Here is a 10,649-nt window from a genome sequence, read left to right on the forward strand (position 1 = left end):
TGAAGACGAAGGAGTGTTGAGTCATGCGCGAAAAACCAGCGACGGGCGTGGTGCCCAGCCCCGCCGTGTTTATCAACGCCCAAAGTGCGATCGCCGGTCTGCGTGGCAGGGATCTGCTGTCGACACTGCGCAGCGTCGCCGCCCACGGCTTGCGCAATCCGTTGCACAGCGCAAAGCATGCGCTGAAGCTTGGCGGGCAGTTGGGCCGCGTGCTGCTCGGCGAAACCCTGCACCCGACCAATCCGCAAGACAGCCGCTTCGCCGATCCGGCGTGGAGCCTCAACCCGTTCTACCGGCGCAGCCTGCAGGCGTATCTGGCCTGGCAGAAACAGGTCAAGAGCTGGATCGATGAAGGCGACATGAGCCCTGAAGATCGTGCCCGTGCGCACTTCGCTTTCACTCTGCTCAATGACGCTGTGGCGCCGTCCAACACGCTGCTCAATCCGCTGGCGGTCAAGGAGCTGTTCAATTCCGGCGGGCAGAGTCTGGTGCGTGGCCTGAGCCATCTGTTCGATGATCTGTTGCACAACGACGGCCTGCCACGGCAAGTGACCAGGCAGGCGTTCGAGGTCGGCAAAACCGTAGCGACCACCACTGGGGCTGTGGTGTTTCGCAATGAAATGTTCGAGTTGATCCAGTACAAATCGATGAGCGAAAAGCAGTACGCCAAGCCGCTGCTGGTGGTGCCGCCGCAAATTAACAAGTACTACATCTTTGATCTGAGCCCGCAGAACAGCTTCGTCCAGTACGCCCTGAAAAACAGCCTGCAGACCTTCATGATCAGTTGGCGCAATCCTGATGTGCGCCATCGCGAATGGGGCCTGTCGAGTTACGTCGAAGCGGTCGAAGAAGCGATGAACATCTGCCGGGCGATCACCGGTGCGCGTGAAGTGAACCTGATGGGTGCCTGCGCCGGCGGCCTGACCATCGCCGCCCTGCAAGGGCATTTGCAGGCCAAACGGCAACTGCGCCGGGTCGCCAGCGCGACGTACCTGGTCAGTCTGCTCGACAGCCAGATCGAAACCCCGGCCACGCTGTTCGCCGATGAGCAAACACTGGAAGCGGCCAAGCGTCGCTCGTACCAGCGAGGCGTGCTCGACGGTCGCGACATGGCCAAGGTCTTCGCCTGGATGCGCCCCAACGATTTGATCTGGAGCTATTTCGTCAACAACTACCTGCTGGGCAAGGAGCCGCCAGCCTTCGACATCCTCTACTGGAACAACGACAACACCCGCCTGCCGGCGGCGCTGCACGGCGATCTGCTGGACTTCTTCAAGCACAACCCGCTGATACACGCGGGCGGTCTCGAGGTGTGCGGTACGCCGATCGATCTGCAGAAGGTCAATGTCGACAGCTTCAGCGTCGCCGGCATGAACGACCACATCACGCCGTGGGACGCGGTGTATCGCTCGACCCTGCTGCTCGGTGGCGAGCGACGTTTCGTGCTGTCCAACAGCGGCCACGTGCAGAGCATCCTCAACCCGCCGAGCAACCCGAAAGCTGCCTACGTCGAGAACGCCAAACTGAGCAGCGACCCGCGTGCCTGGTACTACGATGCCAAACACGTCGACGGCAGCTGGTGGCCACAGTGGCTGGAATGGGTCGCGCAGCGCTCCGGCGCCCTGAATGAAACTCGCACCACCCTCGGCAATCCGAACTATCCACCGATGGAAGCGGCACCCGGCACCTATGTGCATGTGCGCTGACGCTCAACCGAAATTTTCTAAGAAGACTGGATGAAAACCCGCGACCGGATCCTCGAATGTGCACTGCAACTGTTCAACGAAAAGGGTGAGCCGAACGTTTCCACCATGGAGGTGGCCAACGAAATGGGGATCAGCCCGGGCAATCTCTACTACCACTTCCACGGCAAGGAACCGCTGATTCTCGGTCTGTTCGAACGCTTCCAGCACGAACTCGCACCCCTGCTCGACCCGCCGCCGGACGTGGAGCTGGCGCCGGAGGATTACTGGTTGTTCTTGCATTTGATCGTCGAGCGCCTGGCGCAATACCGGTTCCTGTTCCAGGACCTGTCGAACCTCGCCGGGCGCTTGCCGAAACTGGCCAAGGGGATTCGCAATCTGCTCAATGCGCTGAAGCGGACGCTGGCGTCGTTGCTGGCGCGATTGAAGGCTTCGGGGCAACTGGTCAGCGATACCCAGGCCTTGGGGCAACTGGTGGAGCAGGTGACCATGACGCTGCTGTTCTCGCTGGATTACCAGCGGATTCTTGATCGTGAGGGAGAGGTCAGGTTGGTGGTTTATCAGATCATGATGCTGGTGGCGCCGCATTTGCTGCCGCCAGTGAAGGTGGCGACAGAGCGGATGGCGCTGCAATACCTTGAGGATCACGACTGACCCGAAAAGCCCCTCACCCTAACCCTCTCCCGGAGGGAGAGGGGACTGATTGGGGGATGTTCGCGAGCTACGCCGACCTGAGCGAGCTTCTTTGAATCGATAATCGACTCGATTTGTTCAGGTCGACGTATGACGCAGGACACCTCGGTCGGCTCCCTCTCCTTGGGGAGAGGGCTGGGGTGAGGGGCCGCTTGGAATGCACAAACAAAAACGCCCGACCTTCACAGGCCGGGCGTTTTTGATTTGCCCTGAAATCAGGACTGACTGGATGGCGTCGACGGTGTCGATGCTGCAGTCGGAGTAGCGGCAGCCGTAGGTGCCGCAGCGGAGTTTGCCGCGTTGGCCGGAGCTGTTGGCGCAGTCGATGGTGCGGCGGCCGGTTTCGGCGCAGCGGCTTTCGGCGCGGCCGGTTTTTTCACTGCTGGCTTTTTCGCCGCAGCCGGTTTGGCCGCAGGCTTCGCAGCGGGTTTGGCGGCAGCAGTTTTCGCTGCTGGCTTGGCCGCTGGTTTCGCTGCAGTTTTAGTCGCAGGTTTTGCTGCTGCTTTGGTTGCCGGTTTGGCAGCGGCCTTGGCGGCAACCGGTTTGGCTGCCGCTTTGGCCGCAGGCTTGGCGGCTGCCGTTTTGGCCGCAGCTTTTGCAGCAGGTTTCGCCGCTGCTTTGGTCAGTGGCTTGGCTGCGGTTTTCGCCGCAGGTTTGGCCGCTGCAGTTTTAGTGGCAGGTTTCGCCGCAGCGGTTTTTGCCGCCACAGGCTGAGCTTTCAGACCGGTGAGTTTTTCGATCTGCTTGGTCAGCGTGTCGACCTTGGCGTTGAGCGCCTTCACCTCATTGCGGCTCGGCACACCCAGGCGCGAAATCGCGCTGTTCAGGCGCTTGTCGAACGCGCCTTCCAGCTCGTCCCACTTGCCCATGGCGCGGTCTTTCACGCCGCTGATGCGCGACTTGGCCGAAGAGGTCGAATCCTCGACTTTCTTGCCGACGGCAGTCTTGGTGAGCTTCTCGGCTTTCTCGCCGTCTTTGACCAATGCATCGAAGAGTTTGCTGCCGTCAGTGTCGATCTTCGAGTACACGCCTAAACCAGCCAGCCAGATTTTGCGGGAGTAGGACTCGACCTTCCCGACCCACGAGCTGCTTTCTTTATCGGTGTTCTTTTTGCCAGCCATCCCGTTCTCCTTAAGATTTTCGCGCGACGCGTTCGAGCAATGCCGTCAGCTCATCGAGCTTAGCAGAGAGTGCCTCAACGTCATGTTTAGACGGAATGCCGATCCGATTCAAGGCGCTGGCCACACGGTTGTCGAAGGCCTTCTCGACCTTGTCGAGCTGAACTTCAACGCGACCCTTGAACGAGCTGACCTGCGTGGCCGCGTCGTCGATCTCGGCGTTGGCCGCGAGGAGTTTTTCGCTGACGGCTTTTTTGCCTTTCTTTTCAACGGTTTGACCGGCGGCCACGAGCTCCTGAAAGTACTCGCTGCCCTCTTGGCCGACCTTGGTGTAGGCGCCCAGGCCTGCCAGCCAGATCTTGCGGGCATAGGATTTGACGTCGCTCAGAGTGGAAGTCGGAGCGTCGATTTTTTTCTTCAAAATGACTTTGGCCATGGTGCACCTCACGCGCAGAAGGTTTGAGGAACTGCCGGACGAGTGTCGGGCTCAGGCACAAAGTAGGGAGAAAAATTAGAAAGGGCACCCTAACCAGCGGGAGCAACTCTAAACAAATGTGGGAGCGAGCCTGCTCGCTCCCACAGGGGATTGGATTTCAATCTGGAAATCAGGCCAGGGCTTTGTCTAGGGCTTTCTCGATCTCGGCTTTGATCATGCCGCTCATGGCCGACATCATCAGGCCCAGTTCGACGTCGACCCTGATCGAATCGTCCGCCACATGCACTTCACCTTTCACGCCAGAGCGTTTGAGGTTCAGGGTGTCGCCCGACCATTGCGGCTCCAGGCCGTATTGTTCATTGAGCTTTTTGGCCAGTTTGTCGGCCTTTTCGCGGGCGGCGTCCTTGCCCAGGGTGTGGGCGCGCTCAACACTGATTTTGGCCATGGAATGACTCCTGATGATTGAATGGCTGACGTTGAATCTTGACCGCATCTGCGGCAAATCGTCCCGAAGGTTGCCCATCTTACCTTTAGCCATTCCAAGACAAAGCATGGCTTGGGGATTAGAATGTCGCGCATTCTCTTTTGGTGACAGCGATATGACTGATCAGCGCAAAGGCAGCGATGCCGAACCCACCACTCACTTCGGCTTCAAAAACGTTCCGGAAAGCCAGAAAGCGGAAAAAGTCGCTGAGGTTTTCCATTCCGTAGCCGCTAAATACGACCTGATGAACGACCTTCTGTCGGGCGGCATGCACCGTCTGTGGAAGCGTTTCGCGATCGAGCTTTCCGGCGTGCGCAGCGGCAACCGCGTGCTCGACATCGCCGGTGGCACCGGCGACCTGACCCGCAAGTTCTCGAACCTTGTCGGCCCGACCGGCCAGGTCGTGCTGGCCGACATCAACGAGTCGATGCTCAAGGTCGGCCGTGATCGTCTGCTCGATCTGGGCGTTGCCGGCAACGTCGAATTCGTCCAGGCCGACGCGGAAAAACTGCCATTCCCGGACAACCATTTCGACTGCGTGACCATCGCTTTCGGCCTGCGCAACGTGACGCACAAAGAGGACGCGCTGCGTTCGATGCTGCGCGTGCTCAAGCCCGGCGGACGCCTGCTGGTACTGGAATTCTCCAAGCCGACCAACGCGCTGATGTCGAAAGCCTACGACGCCTACTCGTTCGCCTTCATGCCGCTGATGGGCAAGCTGATCACCAACGATTCGGAAAGCTATCGCTACCTGGCCGAATCGATCCGCATGCACCCGAATCAGGAAACGCTGAAGTCGATGATGGTCGAGGCCGGTTTCGACCGCGTGACCTATCACAACATGACCGCAGGCATCGTCGCCCTGCACCGCGGCATCAAACCCTGATGTTGCTCACCGGGCTGCTCGCCAGCGTCGAACTCGGCCTCAACCGGGTGCTGCGTCTCGACAGCACGGCGCTGCCGCGCCTGGCGCATTTGGCCGGCAAGGTGATTGCCGTCGACTGCCGCAGCCCGGCGCTGCAACTGTTCATACTGCCCAGCGACGAAGGCCTGATGCTCGCTGCGCAGTGGGCAGCGGATGTCGATTGCACGTTGCGTGCTCCGGCTTCAAGCCTGGTGAAACTGGCCCTGAGCAAAGACAAGACCGCGGTGCTGCACGCACCCGAAGTCGAGCTCGATGGCGACAGCGGTGTGTTGCTGGAGCTGGCCGGCGTGCTGCAAGACCTCGAGCTCGACTGGGAGTACGAACTCTCGCGCTGGCTCGGCCCGGTCGCCACGCAATTGCTCGGCGGCCATCTGCGCAGCCGCGCGCGCTGGTATCAACAAGGATTTGCCAGCCTCAACCAGAATCTTGCCGAATACCTCGCCGAAGAATCGCGCACCCTCGTCGGGCAGCGCGAAGCGGAAGCGCGATTCAGCGAACTGGACCGGATCAAACTTGATCTGGAACGACTCGAGGCGCGTTTCGAGCGCCTTTCCCGATCCCTCGACCCAAGCGATAACGCATGAAGCTGCTTGCCGTCCGCCGTCTGTTGCGCATCCAGCGCGTCGTGATCCGCTACCGCCTCGATGACCTGCTGTTCGATCTGCCACTGCCCTGGTTCCTTCTGGCCGTGCGCTTTTTGCTGCCGTGGCGCTGGCTGCCGCGCAAGCCGCTGGAACTCAACCGTGGTGCGCGCTTGCGTCTGGCGTTGCAGGATCTGGGGCCGATCTTCATCAAGTTCGGGCAGATTCTTTCGACCCGCCGCGACCTGTTGCCCGAAGACATCGCCGATGAGCTGATGCTGTTGCAGGACCGCGTGCCGCCGTTCGATTCGCAAGTGTCGATCAAGCTGATCGAAGAACAGCTGGGCAAGAAAATCAGCGAAGTGTTCAGCCGTTTCGACGTCGCCCCGCTGGCCTCGGCATCGGTAGCGCAGGTGCATGCGGCGCAGCTGAAAAGTGGCGAAGAAGTCGTGGTCAAGGTCATTCGCCCAGGCCTGAAACCGATCATCGCGCAGGATCTGGCATGGCTGTTCATCCTCGCCCGCGCGGCGGAAAAATTCTCCGCTGACGCGCGCCTGCTGCACCCGGTCGATGTGGTGCAGGATTACGAAAAGACCATTTACGACGAACTCGATCTGTTGCGCGAGGCGGCCAACGCCAGCCAGTTGCGCCGCAACTTCGAAGGCTCGCAGCTGCTGTACGTGCCGCAAGTCTATTGGGACTGGTGCCGGCCGAAAGTGCTGGTGATGGAGCGTATCTACGGCATTCAGGTCACCGACCTGGCGACCCTCGCTGACCAGCGCACCGACATGAAAATGCTCGCCGAGCGCGGCGTGGAGATTTTCTTCACGCAGGTATTCCGCGACAGCTTCTTCCACGCCGACATGCACCCGGGCAACATTTTCGTCAGCACCGTCAATCCGTGGAGCCCGCAATACATCGCGATCGACTGCGGCATCGTCGGCAGCCTGACCCCGGAAGACCAGGATTATCTGGCGCGCAACCTGTTCGCCTTCTTCAAGCGTGACTACCGCCGTGTGGCGCAGTTGCACATCGATTCGGGCTGGGTGCCGGCGGAAACCAAACTCAACGAATTCGAAGCGGCGATCCGTACGGTGTGCGAACCGATCTTCGAAAAACCGTTAAAAGATATTTCATTTGGCCAAGTACTGATGCGCCTGTTCCAGACCGCACGCCGTTTCAACATGGAAGTGCAGCCGCAACTGGTGCTGTTGCAGAAGACCTTACTGAACATCGAAGGCCTCGGTCGTCAGCTGTACCCGGATCTGGATCTGTGGAACACCGCGCAGCCGTTTCTCGAGCGCTGGATGCGCGAACGCGTCAGCCCGAAAGCCTTGCTGGGCAACGTGCAGAGCCAGCTGGAGCAGATTCCGCACCTGTCGAACATGGCCCGCGATCTGCTCGAACGCATGTCGCAACCCCACGCCAAAGACCCACCGCCGCCGTGGCGCAAACGCAAGGACGACTGGTTCCTGCGCCTGCTCGGCTGCGCTCATCTGGCCGGCGGCGCGATCCTCGCTGCGGGTGGTCCGTTGACCGAGTGGGCGCACTGGCCCGCCGGAATCATGGTGGCGGTCGGTTTGTATCTGGTCGTTCGCCGATAGCACGAATCAGCTGCAAGTTATAAGCTGCCAGCTGCAAGCTTGACGACACCGGAACACCGCAACCTGCTTTTACTTGCAGCTTGAAGCTTGAAACTCGAAGCTGCTTTTCAGGAATTGAAGATGAAAAACTGGCTGGACGAGATCAAGTGGGATGCTGACGGCCTGGTGCCGGCGATTGCCCAGGATCACAAGACCGGGCGCGTATTGATGATGGCCTGGATGAACCGCGAAGCGCTCGAACTGACCGCTGCGGAAAATCGTGCAATCTACTGGTCACGTTCCCGTGGCAAGCTGTGGCGCAAGGGCGAAGAGTCCGGTCATGTGCAGACACTGCATCAGATGCGCCTGGACTGTGATGCCGACGTGATCATCCTGATGGTTGAACAGATCGGCGACATCGCCTGCCACACCGGCCGTCAAAGCTGCTTTTACCGGGTCTTCGAAAACGGCGACTGGAAAACGGTCGACCCGGTACTGAAAGACCCGCACGCTATCTATTCCGCAGGACACACACATGAGTGACACCCTGACCCGCCTCGCTCAGGTACTTGAAGAGCGCAAAGGCGCAGCCGCCGACAGCTCGTATGTCGCCAGCCTGTATCACAAGGGGCTGAACAAGATTCTGGAGAAAGTCGGCGAAGAGTCGGTCGAAACCATTATTGCCGCCAAGGATGCCGCGATCAGCGGCGATTGCAGTGATGTGATCTACGAGACCGCCGATCTGTGGTTCCACAGCATGGTCATGCTCGCCCAACTGGGGCAGCATCCGCAGGCCGTGCTGGATGAACTGGACCGTCGCTTCGGCCTGTCCGGACACGTCGAGAAAGCCTCGCGTCCGTCCGCCTGAACAACTTTTAGAGAGGAATCGCCACATGGGCATTTTTGACTGGAAACACTGGGTCGTCATTCTGATTGTCGTGGTGCTGGTATTCGGTACCAAGAAACTGAAAAACCTCGGCACCGACGTTGGCGAATCGATCAAGGGCTTTCGCAAAGCCATGAACGATGACGAAAAACCGGCCGAGCCGAGCGTGACCCCGCCGGCCCAGCCTGTGCCACCGGTGCAGCCGCAAACCACCGCTCAGGCCAACCCGCCGCACACCATCGACGTGCAGGCGCAGAAAGTCGAAGAGCCGATCCGCAAAGACGTGTGAGCACTGACTAATGTTTGGTATCAGCTTCTCTGAACTGCTGCTCGTCGGCCTCGTCGCCCTGCTGGTGCTCGGCCCCGAGCGTCTGCCGGGCGCGGCGCGCACCGCCGGTCTGTGGGTCGGCCGCCTGAAGCGCAGCTTCAACGCGATCAAACAGGAAGTTGAACGTGAAATCGGTGCCGACGAGATCCGTCGGCAACTGCACAACGAACATATTCTGTCGCTGGAGCAAGAGGCGCGGAAGATTTTCAATCCGAACCAGCAGGAGCCGACGCAGGTCGAGCCTGTGGGCGGGCAGACGATTCACAGCGCTGCCGCTCCCACTGCACCTGCACCTGCACCTGCACCTGCACCTGCACCTGCACCTGTTGTAACACCGCCAGGACCGGCGCCGGTTACTACAGACACATCGGTTGAACACGTAGCGCCCTCCGCCGCGCCGACTACACCAGCGCCTCAAGACCCTACACTGCCGCCGCGAGCCCCATGAGCGATCTTCCGGAAAACGACCAGCACATGCCGCTGGTTTCGCACCTCACCGAGTTGCGCACCCGCCTGCTGCGTTGCGTGGCGGCGATCTTCATTATCTTTGCCGGGCTGTTCGCGTTCACCCAGCAGATCTACACCTTCGTCTCGACGCCGCTGCGCCAGTACCTGCCGGTCGGCGCGACGATGATCGCCACCGACGTGTCGTCGCCGTTCCTGACGCCGCTGAAACTGACGATGATGGTTTCGCTGTTTCTTGCGATTCCGGTGATCCTGCATCAGATCTGGGGCTTCATCGCGCCGGGCCTGTACAAGCATGAAAAACGCGTCGCGGTACCGCTGCTGATCTCCAGCATCCTGCTGTTCTACATCGGCATGGCGTTCGCCTATTACTTCGTCTTTCCGTTGATCTTCAAGTTCTTCGCCGCCGCCACCCCGGCCGGCGTGGAAATGATGACCGACATCGCCAGTTACCTCGATTTCGTCATGACGCTGTTCTTCGCCTTCGGCGTGGCGTTCGAGATCCCGGTGGCCGTGGTCCTGCTGGTGTGGATCGGCGTGGTCGACGTCAAATACCTGAAGAAGATCCGCCCGTACGTGATCATCGGCTGCTTCGTGGTCGGCATGATCCTGACCCCGCCGGACATCTTCTCGCAGACCCTGCTGGCTGTGCCGATGTGGATGCTGTTCGAGATCGGCATTCTCTTCGGCGCGCTGGTCAGCAAGCGCGAACGCCCGGACGAAACGCCGGCCGACGACCACAACGACCAGCCGCCAGCGACCCAGGCATGAACCTGCTGCTGCTCGAAGAGGCCGACTTCATTGCGGCCGACCGCGTGATCCTGCGCGACCGGCGCCTGACCCACATGCAGGAAGTGCATCGCTCGGAAGTGGGCGACAGCCTGCGCGTCGGGCGCATCAACGGGTTGATGGGTTCGGCCGAGTTGCTGCGCCTCGAAGCGGGCGAAGCGGAGCTGCGCGTCAGCCTCGATCAGCCACCGCCGGCCAAGCTGCCGCTGACCCTGGTGCTGGCCCTGCCTCGGCCGAAAATGCTCCGCCGCGTGTTCCAGACCGTCGCGACGATGGGCGTGGCCAAGGTGATTCTGGTCAACAGCTATCGCGTCGAAAAAAGCTTCTGGCAGACGCCATTTCTGGAGCCGGAAGCGATTCGTGAGCAGTTGATCCTCGGGCTCGAACAGGCTCGCGATACGGTGTTGCCAGAGATCGTCATCGAAAAGCGCTTCAAGCCTTTTGTTGAAGATCGCTTGCCGGCGATCGCCGAGGGCACCCTCAGCCTGGTAGGCCACCCCGGCAACTTCCCGCCCTGCCCGCGCGCTCTGAGCGAACCGGTGACCCTGGCCATCGGTCCCGAGGGTGGCTGGATTCCCTACGAAATCGATCTGCTGGCCAGATCCGGCCTGCAACCGGTGCAACTGGGCGAGCGCATCCTGCGCGTCGAAACCGCCGT

The 10,649-nt window shown here is 60.5% G+C and carries 14 protein-coding genes; 11 read left to right on the forward strand and 3 right to left on the reverse strand.

The features are described 5' to 3' along the window. The first annotated feature begins 23 nt into the window (after positions 1-23). On the forward strand, positions 24-1,706 hold the full coding sequence (phaC, locus tag D8U70_RS02655) for a class II poly(R)-hydroxyalkanoic acid synthase (RefSeq protein WP_073471594.1): 1,683 nt from the start codon (positions 24-26) through the stop codon (positions 1,704-1,706). A 30-nt stretch (positions 1,707-1,736) separates the two neighbouring features. Continuing rightward, positions 1,737-2,357: a TetR/AcrR family transcriptional regulator gene (locus tag D8U70_RS02660; RefSeq protein WP_024011259.1), complete on the forward strand. Its 621-nt coding sequence runs from the start codon at positions 1,737-1,739 to the stop codon at positions 2,355-2,357. A 254-nt stretch (positions 2,358-2,611) separates the two neighbouring features. On the opposite strand, the gene D8U70_RS02665 is transcribed toward D8U70_RS02660, so the two are convergent. The 3 genes from D8U70_RS02665 to D8U70_RS02675 form a co-directional block, all read right to left on the reverse strand. Continuing rightward, positions 2,612-3,517 (reverse strand): phasin family protein, encoded by a 906-nt coding sequence (locus tag D8U70_RS02665; RefSeq protein ID WP_024011258.1) that lies wholly within the window; start codon positions 3,515-3,517, stop codon positions 2,612-2,614. Between the two features lie 10 nt (positions 3,518-3,527). Further along, the gene (locus D8U70_RS02670) at positions 3,528-3,950 is read right to left on the reverse strand and encodes a phasin family protein (RefSeq protein WP_016772067.1); all 423 of its coding nucleotides are present in this window, start codon (positions 3,948-3,950) and stop codon (positions 3,528-3,530) included. Positions 3,951-4,119: 169 nt separating this feature from the next. Next, the gene (locus D8U70_RS02675; RefSeq protein WP_016772068.1) at positions 4,120-4,395 is read right to left on the reverse strand and encodes a polyhydroxyalkanoic acid system family protein; all 276 of its coding nucleotides are present in this window, start codon (positions 4,393-4,395) and stop codon (positions 4,120-4,122) included. A 154-nt stretch (positions 4,396-4,549) separates the two neighbouring features. Here D8U70_RS02675 and ubiE point away from each other — a divergent pair, with 154 nt between their 5' ends. From ubiE to D8U70_RS02720, 9 genes are all read left to right on the forward strand, one after another. Then, positions 4,550-5,320, forward strand: a complete 771-nt coding sequence (gene ubiE / locus D8U70_RS02680; protein ID WP_016772069.1) for a bifunctional demethylmenaquinone methyltransferase/2-methoxy-6-polyprenyl-1,4-benzoquinol methylase UbiE — start codon at positions 4,550-4,552, stop codon at positions 5,318-5,320. Next, entirely contained in the window at positions 5,320-5,943 is a 624-nt protein-coding gene (locus D8U70_RS02685) for an SCP2 domain-containing protein (RefSeq protein ID WP_130926494.1), read from the forward strand. Before ubiE ends, D8U70_RS02685 begins: the two co-directional genes overlap by 1 nt. Beyond that, positions 5,940-7,544: a ubiquinone biosynthesis regulatory protein kinase UbiB gene (gene ubiB, locus D8U70_RS02690; RefSeq protein ID WP_073471592.1), complete on the forward strand. Its 1,605-nt coding sequence runs from the start codon at positions 5,940-5,942 to the stop codon at positions 7,542-7,544. Before D8U70_RS02685 ends, ubiB begins: the two co-directional genes overlap by 4 nt. A gap of 120 nt (positions 7,545-7,664) precedes the next feature. Further along, positions 7,665-8,066, forward strand: a complete 402-nt coding sequence (gene hisI / locus D8U70_RS02695) for a phosphoribosyl-AMP cyclohydrolase (protein WP_130928243.1) — start codon at positions 7,665-7,667, stop codon at positions 8,064-8,066. Further along, positions 8,059-8,391, forward strand: coding sequence for a phosphoribosyl-ATP diphosphatase (locus D8U70_RS02700; RefSeq protein WP_003220849.1), 333 nt, complete (start codon positions 8,059-8,061; stop codon positions 8,389-8,391). Before hisI ends, D8U70_RS02700 begins: the two co-directional genes overlap by 8 nt. A gap of 25 nt (positions 8,392-8,416) precedes the next feature. Further along, complete coding sequence (locus tag D8U70_RS02705; protein ID WP_016772073.1) at positions 8,417-8,698, forward strand: twin-arginine translocase TatA/TatE family subunit; 282 nt, start codon at positions 8,417-8,419, stop codon at positions 8,696-8,698. 10 nt (positions 8,699-8,708) lie between these two features. Then, positions 8,709-9,185: a Sec-independent protein translocase protein TatB gene (tatB, locus tag D8U70_RS02710; RefSeq protein ID WP_130928244.1), complete on the forward strand. Its 477-nt coding sequence runs from the start codon at positions 8,709-8,711 to the stop codon at positions 9,183-9,185. Next, entirely contained in the window at positions 9,182-9,973 is a 792-nt protein-coding gene (tatC, locus tag D8U70_RS02715; RefSeq protein ID WP_016772075.1) for a twin-arginine translocase subunit TatC, read from the forward strand. Before tatB ends, tatC begins: the two co-directional genes overlap by 4 nt. Continuing rightward, a partial coding sequence (locus D8U70_RS02720; protein ID WP_130928245.1) for a 16S rRNA (uracil(1498)-N(3))-methyltransferase occupies positions 9,970-10,649 on the forward strand: 680 nt, incomplete at its 3' end. The genes tatC and D8U70_RS02720, both read left to right, overlap by 4 nt.

The sequence above is a fragment of the Pseudomonas sp. Sample_20 genome, from assembly GCF_004307585.1.
Classification (GTDB): domain Bacteria; phylum Pseudomonadota; class Gammaproteobacteria; order Pseudomonadales; family Pseudomonadaceae; genus Aquipseudomonas; species Aquipseudomonas atacamensis.

What these genes read in the sequence shown, in the direction of transcription:
- D8U70_RS02665 (WP_024011258.1), bottom strand. Translation starts at nt 3,517, where the DNA reads ATGGCTGGCAAAAAGAACACCGATAAAGAAAGCAGCTCGTGGGTCGGG.
- phaC (WP_073471594.1), top strand. Translation starts at nt 24, where the DNA reads ATGCGCGAAAAACCAGCGACGGGCGTGGTGCCCAGCCCCGCCGTGTTT.
- D8U70_RS02675 (WP_016772068.1), bottom strand. Translation starts at nt 4,395, where the DNA reads ATGGCCAAAATCAGTGTTGAGCGCGCCCACACCCTGGGCAAGGACGCC.
- tatC (WP_016772075.1), top strand. Translation starts at nt 9,182, where the DNA reads ATGAGCGATCTTCCGGAAAACGACCAGCACATGCCGCTGGTTTCGCAC.
- hisI (WP_130928243.1), top strand. Translation starts at nt 7,665, where the DNA reads ATGAAAAACTGGCTGGACGAGATCAAGTGGGATGCTGACGGCCTGGTG.
- D8U70_RS02670 (WP_016772067.1), bottom strand. Translation starts at nt 3,950, where the DNA reads ATGGCCAAAGTCATTTTGAAGAAAAAAATCGACGCTCCGACTTCCACT.
- ubiB (WP_073471592.1), top strand. Translation starts at nt 5,940, where the DNA reads ATGAAGCTGCTTGCCGTCCGCCGTCTGTTGCGCATCCAGCGCGTCGTG.
- D8U70_RS02685 (WP_130926494.1), top strand. Translation starts at nt 5,320, where the DNA reads ATGTTGCTCACCGGGCTGCTCGCCAGCGTCGAACTCGGCCTCAACCGG.
- tatB (WP_130928244.1), top strand. Translation starts at nt 8,709, where the DNA reads ATGTTTGGTATCAGCTTCTCTGAACTGCTGCTCGTCGGCCTCGTCGCC.
- D8U70_RS02700 (WP_003220849.1), top strand. Translation starts at nt 8,059, where the DNA reads ATGAGTGACACCCTGACCCGCCTCGCTCAGGTACTTGAAGAGCGCAAA.
- D8U70_RS02660 (WP_024011259.1), top strand. Translation starts at nt 1,737, where the DNA reads ATGAAAACCCGCGACCGGATCCTCGAATGTGCACTGCAACTGTTCAAC.
- ubiE (WP_016772069.1), top strand. Translation starts at nt 4,550, where the DNA reads ATGACTGATCAGCGCAAAGGCAGCGATGCCGAACCCACCACTCACTTC.
- D8U70_RS02705 (WP_016772073.1), top strand. Translation starts at nt 8,417, where the DNA reads ATGGGCATTTTTGACTGGAAACACTGGGTCGTCATTCTGATTGTCGTG.